We start from the raw sequence: 18,393 nt of genomic DNA, 5'->3' as shown, positions 1-18,393 counted from the left end.
TTTGAGATTGAAAATATATCAAACTCTTATTTATATATTTGTGTTCAAACAAATAACAACAATATGTACAACATTATTAAACAGGCGCACTCAGGCATTGCTTATTTGGCGTTAATTTTATTGGCTGTTGCAGCTATCAGTGCTATTATTGGATATGCTTCCAAAAGAGAATTTAAAGAGAGTGATCGTAAAATCGCTTTATTCGCTTTGATTTTTACTCATATCCAATTGGTTTTAGGATTGATTCTTTATTTTGTGTCTCCAATGGTCGTAAGCCTAGGTAGCGCAATGAAAGATCCGATGATGCGTTTATACGCTTTGGAGCATCCGCTTATCAATATTATCGGTATTGTATTAATTACGATTGGTTGGTCGAAACACAAACGCGTTGTAGAAAGCGATAAGAAATTTAAGTTCTTCGCTATTTTCTATACCTTAGGTTTAATTCTTATTTTATCTCGTATTCCTTGGGGAATTTGGTTGGGTTAGGAAAAGTTTAACAAAATAAAAAAAGCCCGTAAGGGCTTTTTTGGTATATTTATTTTTTTTTAAAAGTTTCTGTAAATTTAAACCCAGATTATGAGAATATATCAAACCGGTTTGTTTTTACTTATTTTAGTGGTTATGAGTAGTTTTACTACGAATAATAGGCCCAAGAAAATCAGTAAAAACACCATTGCCAATATAGTTAGCACACCAGAACCCATCTTAGATCAGGCTTTATTTTCTTCGGATACCTTATCCAATAAGCTGATCGACTTACCGGAAACTGTAGAAACAGAACTGGTAACAGAATCAACCCAAGCTTCGTATTATCACGATAAATTTACTGGAAGACGTACCGCAAGCGGTAAAGTTTTCGATAACTCAAAATATACTGCCGCACACAGCTCGTTGCCTTTCGGTACCAAAGTAAAGGTTACCAACCTAAAAAATAAAAAATCAGTTATTCTAACCATTACCGATCGAGGTCCTTTTACCAAAGATAGAGGAATCGATATCACTAAAAAAGCCTTTATGGAAATAGCTCAAAACAAAGGTAGTGGGGTTTTAAACGTGAAGATTGAAAAAATTGATGGAGATATTTAAAACCTATAAACATTTTCAATACCAAATTTTACTGTTGTTAATAAGTGGTTTCCTGATAACCAGCTGTTCTGCTACTCGTGGAAAATCAACAGCTAAAGTCTATAAGAAAAAAGCCGAAGTCAGCTATTATCACGACAAGTTTAACGGCAGATCTACCGCTAGTGGAGAGGTTTTTTCAAACTCAAAACTAACAGCAGCTCATAAAAAATTACCATTCGGAACCCTAGTGCGCTTAACCAATTTGGAAAACAATAAATCGGTTGATGTTAAAATCAATGATCGCGGTCCGTTTACTCACGGACGGGAATTGGATATTTCTAAAAAAGCATTTATGAATATTACCGATAATAAAAATCACGGCGTACTAAAAGTCAAAATGGAATTACTTAAATAAGACTACCATTTGCTATACGGATTTTGGGACAGATAGGAATTGTAAAATCGAATATCACCGGTAACCTCTTCTCCTAACCAGTTCGGTTTTATAAACGATTCATTTTCATCGCTTAGTTCAATTTCAGCCAAAATTAACCCTGCGTTTTGACCGTGAAAAACATCAATCTCAAATAGGTGTGAATCCGTCTTAACCAAATACCGCGTTTTGTCTATTACGAAATCTTCACACAATTGTAGTAATTCTTCGGCATCTTGGCGCGCAATTTCTTTTTCCCATTCCATTCTCGTCGTTCCCGATTCGTTACTTTTTCCTTTTACCGTCAAATAACCTTGCGACCCTCTAATGCGTACTCTTACAGTTCGTTCCGCCGCAGAATTTAAGTATCCCTGTACAATATCACTGTGATGATAAGACTCCTCAATAAAATCTAAAGAGCGGATTCTGAATTTTCTTTCAATCTCAACCATAGTTATTATAATAAATAGTGTAATTTTAATCCAAATTACGGAAATTAACTTTTAAAAGTTACTACGTAAAAGCAATAAAAATTGAAGGTAATGAATTTAAGACATAAACTAATTTCCCCCCATACTATTGACGAGCTTTTTAATAAATATATCGTTGACGGCGAAGTTTACTCCGGAGAAGAGTTGCTTTTTCTCATCGATATGGTACATGTCTTTCGCCCGAAAAACATAAAAAAAATTAGAAGAGTATCCATAGAGGAATTATTAAGTCATCTGATCGACAATCCCATCGATCGCTTGGCCTTTATGAAATACTTAAAAAACTTACTGAGTAATAGAAAATTTAGTAGGATGATTTCCGATGCAGGAATTCTTCAAGATTCTGAATTTTTACCCGAAGTTAAAAAAAGACTTTTTGCTAAAATATTACCCTACCAACCCGAAAAGAATACCTTTGAATACATACTAAATCAAGTCTTTTATAAACATTCTGATTCCGAATGGATTAATAAAATCCCAGAAGATCAAATCCTCTCTTTATTCGAATTACTCGATTTTAGCGACATTTTTACCACTGCGAAAGATAATACGGTATTGTCCGAGCTGATCTTATCCATGGGTTTAATTACTCAAAGAATGAGCGGTAGAGCCATGGAAAGCAATATTATTCGTATGGTGCCGGAATACAATCATTTGGAAAGCCCTTTTCTAGCTTTTGAAAACGAATTTTTGATGATTGCTCAAGATTTACGGGAAGGCAAGGCTCATTATTTGACTAGTGATGATTTGAACTACAAACAACTGTTGATCTTACACAAGCAATGCCTCGATTTTGTTAGTCAAGCTTTTAAAAACAGCTCTAAATATGGTATTTCTTTAAAAGTAAATCAAAGTTTGCTGCGTATTCGTCAGCAGTTATATCGTATACGTATTTTGATTTCGCTATTAGTTGTTGATCAAATAGCGGACAGAAAAAAGAATACGGTGTATTTAGCTTTAAAGTTGATTGAATACAATTGTTATAAATACGATGTTTCTAAGTTGATCGGAGAAAGTACGCAATTGCTGTCTTACGAAATCACGCAACATACGGCTAAAACTGGGGAGCATTATATAACAGAGTCTGCTAAAGAATATTGGCAGATGTTTAAAGCTTCTATGGGAGCTGGGGTTATTGTTGGGGTCTTGTGTATCATCAAGATATTAATGTCAAAAGCCGATGCTAGTGCCTTTGGATTTGCTTTTTTATACAGTATTAATTATGCGATTGGTTTTACGATCATTTACCTTATGGGGTTTACTCTAGCAACCAAACAGCCCGCAATGACAGCGGCAACGATTATCAAAGCCATTGAAGACGGAATGAAAAAACAGATTCAAACCGGCGAGAAACACATGGCTTTTGCCAAGTTATTTGCCCGCTTGTTTCGCTCTCAGTTTATCGCCTTTGTCGGTAACGTCTTATTGGCTTTTCCAGTAGCCTTATTAGGAGTGTGGCTGATTGATTTAGCTACGGGAATTAATATCGTAGATACCAAATGGCACAAACTGCTAACCGATGCAAGTCCAATTGATTCACCAGCCCTGTTTCATGCTGCCATTGCTGGGGTATTCTTGTTTTTGTCTGGGATTATCTCGGGAAATGTTTCCAATAAAAACAAACACAACCAAGTGTATTACCGTATTCAAGAACATCCGTGGTTAAAGAGAAACTTGGGAATCACACGGACTAAAAAATTGGCCAATTGGTTTGAAATTAAATGGCCCGGTATCGTATCCAATGTGTGGTTTGGAATTTTCCTCGGTAGTACGGGATCTATCGGTTTTTTCTTAGGCTTAAATTTAGACATTCGTCACATTACCTTTGTAAGTGGAAATATTGCCTTAGGGATCTTTGGTGCCGATTTTAGTGTGGGAACTTCTATGTTGGTCTGGGCGTTTATTGGAATGGCACTGATTGGTTTTGTAAACTTTATCGTCAGTTTTAGTTTGTCATTAGGCTTGGCCTTTAGATCTAGAAATATTCCATGGCTAGAAGTTTTCCCATTAATTCGATCGGTATTGATTTACTTTAAAATGTTTCCAACCGAATTTTTCTTTCCACCGATGAAAACAGACGCAGTTTTGGAGAAGGAAGGCGCTGAAAAAGAACATAAGAAAGAACAGCACTAGTATAAATGTATTTATGGTATTAGAAATAGCAATTATTATTTTTCTGTTAGTAGTCTCTATAGTGTTGGGGTATTATCTCGTGCGTGTACAACAACGCAATGTGAAATTGGAAAAAGAGTTTTTTTTAGTCGATACGAAAATAAAGCACCTGCAATTAGAGTCACTGGAATCCCGTTTGGACCCGCATTTGTTTAAAAATATTTTAAACTCCATACAGTCTCATGCCTATCAAACCTATTTTGCTTTGGATAAAATGGCCGGGGTATTGGATTATGTGCTGTACGACAGCCAAAAAAAATTGGTTAGCCCGCGAGAGGAACATCAGTTTGCGCTGAGTTTGATAGAAATTAATAAAATCAAAATTAGTCCGCTGTTTCAGTTAAACGTCAAATCAAAGATTGCAGCTAATGAAATTTTATACGATCAAAATTTATTAGCTCCATTAATTTCGATTGATTTAATCGAAAATGCCTTTAAACATGCCGATTTACAAAGTGCTGATTCCTTTATTTCGATACTGTTTGAAATTAAGGGCGGGAGCTTCCATTTGATGGTGTCTAATAAAACCTCTGCAAAAAATGCACTAAAAAAGAATCACAGCGGGTTTGGACTAGAAGCCTTGCACAAACGGTTGGAAATTATTTATAAAGAGCATTTTCGATTGGAGCGATTTGTCGAAAACGACGTTTATATAGCACATCTTAAAATTAATCTCAATGACTTCAAAGCTAAAATGCATTTTACTGGATGATGAATTACCAGGTCTGACGTATTTGAAAATGTTGTGTGAACAGATTCCGGAAATCGAAATCATAAAGGTTTTTAATGACCCTTTAAAACTCTTAGATGAAGCGCCGAACCTGGATTTTGACTTGGGTATTTTTGACATCGAAATGCCACAGATCAACGGTTTAAGCGTCGCACAATTGCTCGGTAATAAACCCGTTATTTTCACAACAGCCTATAGAGAGTTTGCTGTAGATGCTTTTGAAATTGACGCTATTGACTATATAACTAAGCCCATCAAGAAAGAACGTCTGGAAAAGGCGATTCAAAAAGCACTAAAACTGATTAAACCATCTGAGCAGACCACGTTTATGACGGTGAATTCTAATAAAGGAAAGGCGGTTTTACAATTTGAGAGTATCTTGCATATCAAGCCCTCGGAATTTGATAGTAGGGATAAGGTTGTGTTACTTGCGGACAACAGCACGCTGATCTTAAAAAACCTTTCTTTAGAGAAAATCATAAAAGACTTGCCGTCCAAAGATTTTTGTAGAATTAATAAAAGTGAGATTATAGCACTTAAAATCGTAAGTTATTTTAATCACGATGAAATCATTACGACCCTAACCACCGATGGGAAAAAACCCTTGGTATTGACTCTGGGGGTGAACTTTAAAGGCGACTTTTTATCCAAGCTGTAATTTTTGTAGCACTTTTTTAACGTTTCATTACATCTTTGAAATACTTTGGGGCAGTTGCGATTAAAATCTGTTGAATTTGATTGACATTTGCACGGAAATTCAAACTCATTAAAGATGTCAAAGTATAAAAATACCTTTTTCTATATAGCGGTTATCGGACTGTTTTCAGCCTTGATGTATTGGGTAGTATCGCAAGGAGAATTGTTGGAGGAAAATGTGGTTCCGGTAACTTCGGAGTTGTCTGTTTTCGAGAATTTTCAAGAAGCCTTGATACAAAATTTAAGCCATCCTCTTGCAATTTTATTAGCGCAAATTGTAACCATTGTTTTGGTTGCTAGGGCATTTGGTTGGATTTGTAAAAAAATTGGGCAACCCTCGGTCATCGGCGAGATTATCGCAGGTATAGCCTTAGGCCCATCCTTCTTGGGCATGCATTTTCCCGAATTTTCGTCTTTACTCTTTCCTGTTGCCTCCTTGCCTAATTTGAGTTTTTTAAGCCAAATAGGACTGATTCTTTTTATGTTTGTTATCGGGATGGAATTGGACTTAAAAGTTTTGAAAAACAAAGCACATGATGCCGTTTTGATCAGTCATGCCAGTATTATTATTCCCTTTGCCTTGGGTATGGTATTGGCTTATTATATTTTTAGTTCTTTTGCGCCTGATGGCGTTGAATTTATTTCGTTTGCCCTATTTCTGGGTATATCGATGAGTATCACTGCTTTTCCTGTATTGGCGAGAATTGTTCAGGAACGGGGCATTCATAAAACGCGTTTAGGTACTATAGTTATTACATGTGCCGCGGCTGATGATATCACAGCTTGGTGTATGTTGGCTGCTGTAATTGCTATAGTTAAAGCAGGCTCGTTTACCAGTTCACTGTATATTATGGCTTTGGCTGTGGTTTATGTTATGGTGATGCTGAAATTGGTAAAACCATTTTTAGAACGTATCGGTAAAATCCAAGGCAGTAATAAAAATATTTCTAAAGCGACCGTAGCGATTTTCTTATTGACTTTGATTTTGTCGGCCTACTGTACAGAGGTTATTGGAATCCATGCTTTGTTCGGGGCTTTTATGGCAGGGGCAATCATGCCCGATAATGTGCGTTTTAGAGCGTTGTTTATTGAAAAAGTAGAAGATGTAGCTGTAATCTTGTTTTTGCCCTTATTCTTCGTTTATACGGGTTTAAGAACCGAGATAGGCTTGCTTAATGAGCCGTATTTGTGGAAGGTGACCGGATTTATTATTTTGGTAGCTACGGTAGGTAAATTTGTTGGTAGTGCTTTAGCGGCGAAATTCGTTGGGCAGAGTTGGCGCGATAGTCTAACTATTGGAGCTTTGATGAATACCCGTGGTTTGATGGAGTTGATTGTATTAAACATTGGATTTGATTTGGGTATTCTCACAGGTGAGGTCTTTGCAATGATGGTGATCATGGCATTAGCGACTACTTTTATGACCGGGCCGCTTTTGGATATCATCAATAAAATCTTTGGAAAAGAACTGCCTCCCGCTCCAGACGAACTAAAGGCAATGAATAAATATCGAATATATATGTTTTTTGACAATGCAACTAACGGTAAAGCTTTGCTTAGAATCGCAAATAGTTTGGTCAAGAAGCAAAAATTAAATACTTCGATTACCACCATGCATATCGTGCCGAGTTCAGATGTTAATTCCTTTAATTCGGATTCCTATGAATCGAAGATCTTTCAACCGATAGAGTCGGAAGCGGGGAAATTGAACCAAGAAGTTTTAACTCTATATAAAGTTTCTAACGATCTCGAGTCTGATATGGTTGAGATCGTCAATGAGGATAGTTGTGATCTATTTTTGTTGGAAATTGGGCAATCGATATATAAGGGAACGCTGTTAGGTAAAATTTTAGGGTTTACCACTAGAATCATTAATCCAGATATTTTAATCGATAAAGTGACGGGCAAGGAACCGATGTTTGAAAATTCTTTCTTTGACGAACGCACTAGGCAAGTCTTGATTCGTGCTAAAGTCCCAGTGGGTATTTTGATCAACAAGAATTTTGAGAAAGTGGAAAGAATATTCGTTCCTATTTTTGATAAATCGGATTTGTTCTTGTTGCAGTATGGTCAAAAGTGGATTGCCAATGTCGATGCTCAAATCACCATATTGGATGCGTCTGGGGAAATTGAGCGCAGTTCTGATTTTAAAGAATCGATTCGCAGTATTGAACAAGTAACGCCAAATCACATCATGATAACGAAGGATAAAACCATTCACAAAGAGTTTTTAGAACAGTACGATCTGATGTTAATCAGTTTGAGCAGTTGGAAAAAATTGGTTGAAACACGTAGTCAATGGTTAAATTATTCTCCATCGATATTGATTATTAAAGAGTAATGCCTAGTCGAGGATTACTAATCCCTGATCAAAAAGCGGTATTTTTGTATAGCGATATACTTAGAGGATGCACAGAAAAATAATTCACGTCGACATGGATGCATTTTATGCTTCCGTAGAGCAATTGGACTTTCCGGAATTAAGAGGAAAGCCCATCGCTGTGGGCGGGGCTGAAAATCGCGGAGTAGTATCGGCAGCGAGTTATGAGGCTCGTAAATTTGGTGTTAGAAGTGCGATGAGTGGTGTAATGGCAAAAAAGAATTGCCCGGAACTAATCTTTATGCCGCCTCGTTTTGATCGGTATAAACAAGTGTCGAAGCAGATTCGTACGATATTTTTAGAATACACCGATTTAGTGGAACCCCTTTCTTTAGATGAGGCATTTTTAGATGTGACGGTTAATAAAAAGGGAATTACCAGTGCGACGTTGATTGCGCAAGAAATTAGAAATAAGATTTTTGAAACGACGAAATTGACTGCATCAGCGGGGATTTCAGTCAATAAATTTATAGCCAAAATTGCCAGTGATTATAACAAACCCAACGGTCAGAAAACCATTAATCCAGAAGAGATAGAACCTTTTTTGGAGGGGCTTGAAATAAAAAAGTTTTATGGGGTTGGAAAAGTAACTGCAGATAAAATGTATCAGCTGGGTATTTTTACTGGCAAAGACTTAAAGGCAAAATCGGAAGAATTCTTAACCGCACATTTTGGGAAGTCTGGACGGCATTATTACGATATCGTTCGGGGGATTGATCTATCTTTAGTACAGCCAAATAGAACGATAAAGTCTGTTGGTACAGAACGAACGTTTGATGAAAATCTTTCATCGGAAATTTATATCCTAGAAAAATTAGATTTTATTGCAGTTGACTTGGAGCAACGGTTGAAAAAGCATGGTATTTCTGGTAAAACATTAACGCTGAAAATCAAGTATTCCGACTTTTCACAGCAGACACGAAGTATTACTTTACCCTATTATGTATCGGAAAAAAGCTTGCTGTTGGATGTGGCGAAGGAATTGCTCTATCAGGAGCGTCTTAAAGATTCCGTGCGCTTGATTGGGTTGTCGATGTCGAACTTAAATACAAAGACTGCTGATGAGCAGCTTATGCAAAAAAAAGCAGTTGCGGTGCAACTGCGATTTGATTTTAAATGGTAATCGGTAAGGACAGGTCAAAACCTGTCCATTAACGATTGTCTATTATGAAAGATCGAAGAGCTGTTGAAAGAGATCTTGACCGATCGAGGGGTTCTGTCAAAATGTTGTTTTTACAGAACTTCAGAAATTCTTAAAGTATTCACCATTCCACGTTCAACGATAGGCATAGCCGCTAGGTTGATGATCATATCCCCTTTTCCTACATAGCCGTGTGCACGAGCTAAAGAGTTGATGTCTTCAATGGTTTCATCTGTGCTGACATACTTATCGTAGTAATAAGCAGAAACTCCCCATAATAAGCTTAATTGCGTTAAGATTCGTTTGTTAGAGGTAAATACTAAAATATGAGAATTTGGTCTCCACGCTGAAATTTGGAAGGCGGTATATCCACTATTGGTTAAAGTACATATTACTTTGGCATCGATATCATTAGCCATAGTAGCTGCGTGATAACAAATGGATTTGGTAATATATCTTTTGGTTTTAATTTCCGGTGTATTTTGTGGTAATTTGATTAATGGTGAGTCTTCAACACTAAGGATGATTTGGCTCATTTTTTCAATAACCTGTACCGGGTAGCTCCCTACAGAAGTTTCTCCCGACAACATCACGGCATCAGCACCATCCATAACAGAGTTCGCTACGTCATTAACTTCCGCACGTGTTGGTGTAAGGCTGCTGATCATGGTTTCCATCATCTGCGTAGCAATAATAACCGGAATACGTGCAGATTTTGCTTTTTGAACCAATTGTTTCTGAATCAATGGAACCTCTTGTGCAGGAATTTCTACACCTAAGTCTCCACGTGCAACCATAAGACCATCGCAGTAAGCAATGATTTTGTTGATATTGGCTACCGCTTCAGGTTTTTCGATTTTGGCAATAATTGGAATTTTGTGTTCCGAATGTTCGTTGATCAGGTTTCTTAAATCTTCTAAGTCCTCTGGTGTTCTTACAAAGGATAAGGCGATCCAGTCTACTTTGTTTTTGATAGCAAAAATAGCATCGCGGATATCTTTTTCAGTAAGAGCAGGTAAAGAAACTTTGGTTTTAGGTAGGTTAACCCCTTTTTTAGAACGCAATGGACCGCCTTGGATAACCAATGCTTTTACTTCGTCTTTTTTATTGGTTTCTATAACTTCAAATAGCAATTTACCATCGTCTAATAAAATACTCTCACCTGGATTTACATCCATAGGGAAGTTTTTATAATTCATATAAACGCGTTCTGCTGTTCCGTGAAATTCTTCTGCAGTAGAAAAGGTAATGATATCTCCTTTTGAAACAATTACATCCTCCTTCATGATACCAACACGTAACTTAGGACCTTGTAAGTCTCCTAAAATCGAAGTGGTATATCCAAATTCTTCATTGAGTTCTCGAATAATTCTAATCTTGTCTTCTACATCGCTGTAGTCGGCATGGGAAAAATTTATTCTAAAAACATTTACCCCAGAATCGATCATGGCTTTGATGACCTCTTTTGAACTAGAAGCAGGACCTAATGTGGCTACTATTTTGGTTTTTTTTCTTGTTAACATTTTTTAGAATATTAAGTTGTTTTTTGACTTTATCGTGTTTTGTTGTAATTCGTATGCGGTGGTAATGCTTTTTAAGGCATTTAACTTCTCAATCACGCTATCTATATCGAAGGTATGATCTGTATTTTCTATTTTTAAGATAAAATCCACCTTTTTTAACTCAGGTAATAAATAAATAGGAGTAAAAAAAGCGGGATTTAATTCCTTGAAAAGAGGAGATGGAGCGGTATTATCTGTGGAGAAAAAGGTTTTATTGGAAGCGAGATTCCAAATGATATCTTGCCTGCAATCTTCAAATAAATAATGAGAAAAATAACTGGGAATTTGTCCGGTATTAATTTCGATCTCTTCCTTACACTTCGACAACTGAGTCCCAAGAGCTTGATTGATAAAAAAGGCTACTCGGTAATCTTCTAGTCCGGAGTGTATGGCAATCAACTCGTAGTCACTTGAAATAAAATCGTCTATGGATATCCTATGTATAGTCATATAGATGAGTTAGCTGCAAATATACGACTTTAAAACAGATCACCGGATTAATGAACGAACATAAATGACAAGGAAATGTTAAGTTATTTTTCGCCAGAGATGATTTTCTCTTGCAGGGCAAAATAGGCGCGTTGTGCGGCTTTTTCCTCAGCTTTCTTCTTTGAAGTTCCTCTTGCGCGACCTACAATTTTATCGTTGATATACAACTTAACGCCGAAATAGCGCACATCTTCACAACTTTCCTCTTCAAAAGATTCAAATTTAAAGCTGTATTTCTTCTTCTGACACCACTCAATTAATAAACTTTTATAACTGGTGATTTTGGTTTCGAGTCGTTGTATATCGACTTCTTTTTGCAAAATTCTATTGTGGATAAATTTTTCACAAGCCGGATAGCCTTTGTCTAAATAAATGGCACCAATCAGTGCTTCTAACAAATTGCCATATATGTTTTCTCCAAATTGTTGTTTGCCAATTTTGCTTTCAACCAACTCGGTTAGTTTTAGGCTTTTGCCGAGTTCATTTAGGTTTTCTCTACTGACGATTTTTGAGCGCATTTTGGTCAAATATCCTTCATCTCCATTGGGAACTTGCACATATAAGTGCGATGCGATCACCGACCCCAACATGGCATCACCTAAGAATTCCAAACGCTCATAATTGATCGGATGACCTTGAGCATCGATTAAATTCATAGAGCGATGCGTAAAGGCTCTTTTGAAATTTTGTATATCGGCAGGTTTGTCGCCAATAATATGGGTTATTTGATCATAAAAAAACCCGTTTTCTGGTTGAGAACGGGAAATTTTAAATAATTTATTAAGTATCCTCATCACGTTGATGGTGGTTTAAAAATCTAATTTTTTAACCAATACACAAGCGTTGTGTCCACCAAACCCAAATGTATTACTCATGATTACTTTTACGTCGCGTTTTTGCGCTTCGTTAAAAGTGAAATTGAGTTTTGGATCGATGTTTTCATCATCTGTAAAATGGTTGATTGTCGGAGGAATGATTCCGTGAACAATAGATTTGATGGAAGCAATGGTTTCAATAGCTCCCGCCGCACCTAGTAAATGTCCAGTCATAGACTTGGTTGCATTTAAGTTTAAGGTGTAAGCGTGTTCACCAAATACGTGTTGAATGGCTTTGGATTCGGCTATATCTCCTAATGGAGTTGAAGTACCGTGCATATTTACTCCATCTACGTCTTTCGGGGTCAAACCTGCATCGCGTAAACAGTTTAACATCACGTTTTTAGCGCCTAGTCCTTCTGGATGTGGAGCTGTAATGTGATAAGCATCTGCAGACATACCACCACCACCTATTTCACAATAGATTTTGGCACCTCTTGCAAGGGCGTGTTCGTATTCCTCTAGAATTAAAGCACCAGCACCTTCGCCTAATACAAATCCTTCGCGGTCTTTGTCCATTGGACGAGAAGCTGTTTTTGGATCGTCATTTCTCGTAGATAAAGCATGCATGGCGTTAAAACCTCCAACACCGGCAATCGTAACTGCTGCTTCTGATCCACCTGTAATCATAATGTCGGCATGACCGAGACGGATGTAGTTAAAAGCATCGATCAACGCATTGGTAGATGATGCACAAGCAGATACTGTAGTGAAGTTAGGTCCTCTAAAACCATATTTTATAGAAATATGACCTCCTGCGATATCAGCGATCATCTTTGGTATAAAGAATGGATTGAATTTTGGTGTACCGTTACCGTTTACAAAATTCGTCACTTCATGCTGAAAGGTCTCTAATCCTCCAATTCCCGAACCCCAGATAACTCCAGCGCGGTCTTGGTCGATTTTGTCCAAATCAAATTGGGCATCTAACATAGCCTCCTGTGCTGTTACCATCGCATATTGCGCATAACGGTCCATTTTTCGGGCTTCTTTTCTGTCTATAAAATCTTCTACATTAAAGCCTTTCAATTCACAGGCAAATTGTGTTTTGAAATTGGTAGCGTCAAAATAAGTTATGGGTGCTGCACCGCTCACTCCATGAATTAGGTTGTTCCAGTATTCCTGAACATTATTTCCAATAGGGGTCAGTGCACCTAAACCTGTTACAACAACTCGCTTTAATTTCATAAAAAATTTTTTATAGTTTTAATGTCAATAAATTAAAATACCCAATGATCTCTTTTATATAAAAAAGGAAACATTGGGTAGTTTAATTTTATAATTTTAAGATTGTCTCCAATCTGTCCTTTTTCCGTTTTTTAAAAAACCTGTCTAGTCTACTTTTAAAAAATAATAACACTCACGTGTTTTTATAAAACACGTGAGTTGAAGTTATTATTTTTTAGCTTCTTCAATGTAAGAGATAGCTTGACCTACTGTAGCGATGTTTTCAGCTTGGTCATCTGGAATCTGAATATCAAATTCTTTTTCGAATTCCATGATAAGCTCAACAGTGTCTAGTGAATCAGCTCCTAAATCATTTGTGAAGCTTGCTTCTGCTACAACTTCGTTCTCGTCAACGCCTAATTTGTCAACGATAATCGCTTTTACTCTTGATGCAATGTCTGACATAATCTTTTAATTTTAAATTTAATTTCGATGGCAAAAATAAAAAACTTTATTTAATACCAGTTTTTACATGTTAATTGTCGGTGCGAAATTATAAAAATAATTAATACTTCTGTCTATTTTTCTGTTTATTGTCAGTTATTATTCTTTTTTTTGCATTCAATTTGCTCGTTTCTAACTTACTCTCACTAAAAATAGATGAAAAAAATAATTTTATTCGCTTCCGGATCAGGCACTAATGTTGAAAATATCATCACCTATTTCAAAAACAAGACCGAAAATATCGCTTTTTTAGTTTTTGTAAATAACCCAGAAGCTAAGGTAATAGAAAAAGCGACAAAAAATCAAGTTCCTGTTGTAATTTTTAATCGAATTATGTTAAATGATGGTACCGTGCAAAAAAACATGCAGGATTTTAAACCGGATTTGGTCGTTTTAGCTGGTTTTTTATGGAAGTTTCCGGAGGTTTTAGTCGATGTCTTTGAAAATAAAATCATCAATATTCATCCCGCGCTATTGCCAAAATACGGTGGTAAGGGGATGTATGGGAAATTCGTACACCAGGCGGTTTTGGACAATAAAGAGTCCGAAACTGGCATAACTATTCATTTTGTCAATGCAAATTATGACGAAGGGAGTATTATTTTTCAAGCGACAACAGCTATTAATAGCGCGATGTCGGTAGAACAAATTGCTCAAGCAGTACAACAATTAGAATACAAACATTTTCCTGAGGTCATTGAATCTCTTATAAAACCTTTATAATGGCAGAACTACATCAAGTTATTTTATATACCGACGGATCATCACGCGGAAATCCAGGGCCTGGAGGTTATGGATTAATCTTGGAATGGGCTGGCAAAAAAGTGTATAAAGAATTTTCAGGTGGTTTTCGAAAAACGACAAACAATCGAATGGAACTTTTGGCAGTTATCGTCGGTTTGGAAAAATTAAAAAACCCAAGGACCAAAGTTTTGGTCGTGTCAGACTCAAAATATGTAGTGGATTCGGTAGTGAAAGGATGGGTTTTTGGTTGGGAAAAAAAGGGTTTCGTCGGTAAAAAAAATCCGGATTTGTGGAAGCGATTCCTATTGGTTTATCGCGAGCATTTTGTAGACTTTAAATGGGTTAAAGGTCATAATAATCATCCGATGAACGAGCGCTGTGATCAGCTGGCTGTGGCCGCGGCACAACAACCGCAATTACCTCCCGATGTGTATTACGAACAAAATGTCGATTGATATTCAAGGTTATTAAAACACGCTATTCCACTATTTCCATCGGCTAGGGACCACGGAATTTACAACTTTCTTTACTGTAGTTAATTTTAACGAAAAACCTTGGGGTTTTTAAGTATACTATTTTTGTCATCTATAACTAATACGTTATATTTGCATCTTCATTTGTTATCACTTTATATGAATAAATTATTGATTGTGGGAACAGTCGCTTTTGACGCCATTGAAACCCCATTTGGAAAGACTGATAAAATTTTAGGAGGAGCTGCCACATATATTGGACTTTCAGCGTCTTTCTTTAAAGTACAATCTGCGATAGTTTCTGTAGTGGGAGATGATTTTCCTCAAGAACACTTAGATCTTTTAAAAAACAGAAACATCGATATATCGGGTATTGAAGTGGTAAAAGGAGGTAAAACTTTCTTTTGGAGCGGACGTTATCACAACGATTTGAATTCTAGAGATACCTTAGAAACTCAATTAAACGTACTGGCGGATTTTAATCCAATAGTTCCAGAAAATTTTAAAGAGGCTGATGTAGTGATGTTGGGGAATTTACATCCAAATATCCAAATCAGTGTCTTAGATCAAATGAAGCAAAAACCAAAGTTGGTCGTATTGGATACGATGAATTTCTGGATGGATTGTGCATTAGAAGAATTAAAGGAAGTGATGAAGCGCATTGATGTCATAACCATTAATGATGAAGAAGCCCGTCAACTATCTGGAGAGTATTCTTTGGTTAAGGCTGCGGAAGTTATTCAGCAAATGGGACCGAAATATGTCGTGATTAAAAAAGGAGAACACGGAGCTTTGTTATTTCATAATTCCGATGTGTTTTTTGCACCGGCTTTACCTTTAAAAGAAGTTTATGATCCAACAGGTGCAGGTGATACTTTTGCAGGAGGATTTTCGGGTTATATCGCACAAAGCAGCAATATCTCTTTTGGGAACTTAAAAAACGCCATCATTTACGGATCTAATCTCGCTTCATTTTGCGTAGAAGAGTTTGGTACACAACGTATGGAGCGGTTAACGCGAGAAGATGTGGATGCTAGATTGCAGCAATTTAAGATGTTGACACAATTCGATATCGAATTATCTAAATAACGGATTTCCGAAGCCTCTTTATGGGGCTTTTTTTTATTATAAACAACAACACAACAACAGTAAACAGTATGAGCGACGCGCTAAAACACGAATGTGGTATTGCCCTTTTAAGACTCAAGAAGCCTTTGTCTTTTTATAAAGAAAAATACGGTACGGCATTTTATGCCATTCAGAAAATGTACTTGCTTATGGAAAAGCAGCACAATCGCGGACAAGATGGAGCAGGATTGGCAAGTATAAAATTGGATATGGAACCGGGCGAACGATATATCAGCCGCGTACGTTCCAACCAAGCGCAGCCTATACAAGATATTTTTACTCAAATCAACGGACGTATCAATCAAGAATTGGAAGATAATCCTGAGTATGCGGATAATGTTGATTTGCAGAAACAACATATTCCTTATTTGGGAGAATTGTTCTTGGGACATGTTCGTTATGGGACTTTTGGAAAAAATAGTATCGAAAGTGTACACCCGTTTTTGCGTCAAAACAATTGGATGCATAGAAACTTAATTGTCGCGGGTAATTTTAACCTCACTAATGTAAAAGATCTATTCGCAGATTTGGTGCGCTTGGGACAACATCCTAAAGAAATGGCTGATACCGTTACTGTAATGGAGAAGATCGGGCATTTTCTAGATGATGAGGTCACAAATCTTTACTTTGAATGTAAAAACGAGGGCTATTCTAAAAGAGAAGCCTCACCAATCATCGGAGAGCGTTTAGATGTAGGTAGAATTATTAAAAGAGCTTCAAAAAATTGGGATGGTGGTTTTGTAATGGCTGGATTAATCGGACATGGCGACGCTTTTGTCTTCAGAGATCCAGCAGGTATACGTCCAGCGTTTTATTATGAAGATGAAGAAATTGTTGTTGTAGCTTCTGAACGTCCTGTAATTCAAACCGCTTTTAATGTTCCTTATGATCAAATCAAGGAAATTGAACCCGGACAAGCCATGATTATTAAAAAAGATGCAACAGTGTCTTTTGAACAAGTCCTAGAGCCTTTGGAAAAAAGAGCCTGTTCTTTTGAACGGATCTATTTCTCTAGAGGAAATGATGCTGAAATCTACCAAGAACGTAAAGACTTAGGGAAACTAATCTTTCCTGCAGTTCTAGACGCTATTGATAACGATACCGATAATTCGGTGTTCTCTTATATTCCAAATACTTCAGAAACCTCTTTCTATGGGATGGTCGAAGAAGCACAAGATTTCTTAAATCAAAGAAAGATAGCAGATATACTTGCTCATAAAGAGCAACTCTCGGAAGAGCGCTTACAAGAAATATTGTCTGTAAAATTGCGTACTGAAAAAATCGCGATCAAAGATGCGAAGTTACGTACCTTTATTACAGACGATAGCAGTAGAGATGATTTGGTAGCTCACGTTTATGATGTGACCTATGGCGTTATTAAACCGACGGATAATTTGGTGATTATCGATGATAGTATCGTACGAGGCACTACGCTAAAAAAGAGCATTATTCGTATGTTAGATCGTTTGAATCCAAAACAAATCGTTGTAGTTTCTGCTGCACCTCAGGTCAGATATCCAGATTGCTATGGAATTGACATGGCTAAATTAGAGGGGTTAATCGCTTTTCAAGCCGCAATGGAATTACTTAAAGAACGCAATATGTATCATATTGTAGAAGAAGTATATAAAAAATCCAAAGCACAAGAGAATTTTGCAGATGTGGATGTAGTCAATTACGTTAAAGAGATTTATGCGCCCTTCACGGACATGGAAATTTCAGATAAAATTGCGGAGATGGTCAAGGATCCAAGTATCAAATCGGAAGTAAAAGTTCTCTTTCAAACTGTCGATAGCTTACATGTTGCCTGTCCTAATAGTTTAGGAGATTGGTACTTTACGGGTAATTATCCAACTGATGGTGGAAAAAGAGTCGTGAATCGCGCCTTTATGAATTTTTATGAAGGTAAAGATGCGCGGGCTTATTAAGGAAGTTAGAAGACTGACTTAGTCGTTTGTTATAATTTAGAAACCCCCTGGTGAAATTTGTTTCATCAGGGGGTTTTTGTTTTTGGTCTATTTTGCTAGAATACTCGTAGTGGGTGCAAGTAGTTTTGTGCAATAGATCGCCTTAAAATAAAAGGCGAGGAGGAAGGGTGTAAGTTTTATGAAGTACTATGCTTATTAGGGAGTGACTTTTTGAGAAAAAAGTGTCTAAATGGCAAAGCTTTTTTAGCGGTATTTCAATGCGATTTGTTGCTGTTTTTTAAGAGCTATTTCAGGCAGGTGTTGCAATTGAAAAGGGGGGTGAGGAATGATATGGGCGTTTATTGTTGTGACTGCTGTACTATGGACTGTGTAGAGATTGGGTAAACAAATCAGCTGTAATGCGATTCCCTTG

Annotated in this window: 18 protein-coding genes; 12 read left to right on the top strand and 6 right to left on the bottom strand. The window is 36.9% G+C overall.

The genetic code is table 11. The features are described 5' to 3' along the window. Window positions 1-63: 63 nt before the first annotated feature. From L1275_RS10080 to L1275_RS10070, 3 genes are all read left to right on the top strand, one after another. The gene (locus tag L1275_RS10080) at window positions 64-489 is read left to right on the top strand and encodes a hypothetical protein (protein ID WP_253472367.1); all 426 of its coding nucleotides are present in this window, start codon (window positions 64-66) and stop codon (window positions 487-489) included. A 90-nt stretch (window positions 490-579) separates the two neighbouring features. Then, complete coding sequence (locus L1275_RS10075; protein ID WP_253472365.1) at window positions 580-1,089, top strand: septal ring lytic transglycosylase RlpA family protein; 510 nt, start codon at window positions 580-582, stop codon at window positions 1,087-1,089. Then, a complete protein-coding gene (locus tag L1275_RS10070; protein ID WP_253472364.1) occupies window positions 1,076-1,483 on the top strand; it encodes a septal ring lytic transglycosylase RlpA family protein in 408 nt (135 codons plus the stop codon). The genes L1275_RS10075 and L1275_RS10070 overlap by 14 nt, the downstream gene beginning before the upstream one ends. A gap of 2 nt (window positions 1,484-1,485) precedes the next feature. Here the strand turns inward: L1275_RS10070 and L1275_RS10065 are convergent, their stop codons facing one another. Further along, a complete protein-coding gene (locus L1275_RS10065; RefSeq protein WP_253472363.1) occupies window positions 1,486-1,953 on the bottom strand; it encodes a CYTH domain-containing protein in 468 nt (155 codons plus the stop codon). A gap of 90 nt (window positions 1,954-2,043) precedes the next feature. Here L1275_RS10065 and L1275_RS10060 point away from each other — a divergent pair, with 90 nt between their 5' ends. From L1275_RS10060 to dinB, 5 genes are all read left to right on the top strand, one after another. Beyond that, window positions 2,044-4,125, top strand: coding sequence for a site-specific recombinase (locus L1275_RS10060; protein ID WP_253472362.1), 2,082 nt, complete (start codon window positions 2,044-2,046; stop codon window positions 4,123-4,125). Window positions 4,126-4,138: 13 nt separating this feature from the next. Beyond that, window positions 4,139-4,876, top strand: a complete 738-nt coding sequence (locus L1275_RS10055; RefSeq protein ID WP_253472361.1) for a histidine kinase — start codon at window positions 4,139-4,141, stop codon at window positions 4,874-4,876. Then, window positions 4,842-5,552, top strand: a complete 711-nt coding sequence (locus tag L1275_RS10050) for a LytTR family DNA-binding domain-containing protein (RefSeq protein ID WP_253472360.1) — start codon at window positions 4,842-4,844, stop codon at window positions 5,550-5,552. The genes L1275_RS10055 and L1275_RS10050 overlap by 35 nt, the downstream gene beginning before the upstream one ends. Window positions 5,553-5,666: 114 nt before the next feature. After that, on the top strand, window positions 5,667-7,931 hold the full coding sequence (locus L1275_RS10045) for a cation:proton antiporter (protein WP_253472359.1): 2,265 nt from the start codon (window positions 5,667-5,669) through the stop codon (window positions 7,929-7,931). Window positions 7,932-7,998: 67 nt separating this feature from the next. Next, complete coding sequence (gene dinB, locus L1275_RS10040; protein ID WP_253472358.1) at window positions 7,999-9,093, top strand: DNA polymerase IV; 1,095 nt, start codon at window positions 7,999-8,001, stop codon at window positions 9,091-9,093. A gap of 110 nt (window positions 9,094-9,203) precedes the next feature. On the opposite strand, the gene pyk is transcribed toward dinB, so the two are convergent. The 5 genes from pyk to L1275_RS10015 all read right to left on the bottom strand — a co-directional run bounded on the left by pyk (window position 9,204) and on the right by L1275_RS10015 (window position 13,669). Next, window positions 9,204-10,634 (bottom strand): pyruvate kinase, encoded by a 1,431-nt coding sequence (gene pyk, locus L1275_RS10035; protein ID WP_253472357.1) that lies wholly within the window; start codon window positions 10,632-10,634, stop codon window positions 9,204-9,206. A gap of 3 nt (window positions 10,635-10,637) precedes the next feature. Beyond that, window positions 10,638-11,123, bottom strand: a complete 486-nt coding sequence (locus L1275_RS10030) for an IPExxxVDY family protein (protein WP_253472355.1) — start codon at window positions 11,121-11,123, stop codon at window positions 10,638-10,640. Window positions 11,124-11,206: 83 nt separating this feature from the next. After that, entirely contained in the window at window positions 11,207-11,956 is a 750-nt protein-coding gene (rnc, locus tag L1275_RS10025; protein WP_253472618.1) for a ribonuclease III, read from the bottom strand. 15 nt (window positions 11,957-11,971) lie between these two features. Then, window positions 11,972-13,225 (bottom strand): beta-ketoacyl-ACP synthase II, encoded by a 1,254-nt coding sequence (gene fabF, locus L1275_RS10020; protein ID WP_253472353.1) that lies wholly within the window; start codon window positions 13,223-13,225, stop codon window positions 11,972-11,974. 207 nt (window positions 13,226-13,432) lie between these two features. Then, a complete protein-coding gene (locus tag L1275_RS10015) occupies window positions 13,433-13,669 on the bottom strand; it encodes an acyl carrier protein (protein ID WP_002988156.1) in 237 nt (78 codons plus the stop codon). 195 nt (window positions 13,670-13,864) lie between these two features. Between L1275_RS10015 and L1275_RS10010 the strand changes: the two genes are divergently transcribed. The 4 genes from L1275_RS10010 to L1275_RS09995 all read left to right on the top strand — a co-directional run bounded on the left by L1275_RS10010 (window position 13,865) and on the right by L1275_RS09995 (window position 17,981). Next, complete coding sequence (locus L1275_RS10010; protein WP_253472351.1) at window positions 13,865-14,431, top strand: phosphoribosylglycinamide formyltransferase; 567 nt, start codon at window positions 13,865-13,867, stop codon at window positions 14,429-14,431. Next, a complete protein-coding gene (gene rnhA / locus L1275_RS10005) occupies window positions 14,431-14,907 on the top strand; it encodes a ribonuclease HI (RefSeq protein WP_253472349.1) in 477 nt (158 codons plus the stop codon). Before L1275_RS10010 ends, rnhA begins: the two co-directional genes overlap by 1 nt. 177 nt (window positions 14,908-15,084) lie before the next feature. Then, the gene (locus L1275_RS10000) at window positions 15,085-16,014 is read left to right on the top strand and encodes a PfkB family carbohydrate kinase (protein ID WP_253472347.1); all 930 of its coding nucleotides are present in this window, start codon (window positions 15,085-15,087) and stop codon (window positions 16,012-16,014) included. 68 nt (window positions 16,015-16,082) lie between these two features. Beyond that, window positions 16,083-17,981: an amidophosphoribosyltransferase gene (locus L1275_RS09995; RefSeq protein ID WP_253472345.1), complete on the top strand. Its 1,899-nt coding sequence runs from the start codon at window positions 16,083-16,085 to the stop codon at window positions 17,979-17,981. The last annotated feature ends 412 nt before the right edge of the window (window positions 17,982-18,393 follow it).

Origin of the sequence: Flavobacterium sp. HSC-61S13 (assembly GCF_024171535.1) — a bacterium.
GTDB lineage: Bacteria > Bacteroidota > Bacteroidia > Flavobacteriales > Flavobacteriaceae > Flavobacterium.
The sequence above is the reverse complement of the archived record's forward strand: the minus strand, read 5'-3'. Positions and strand labels throughout refer to the sequence as shown.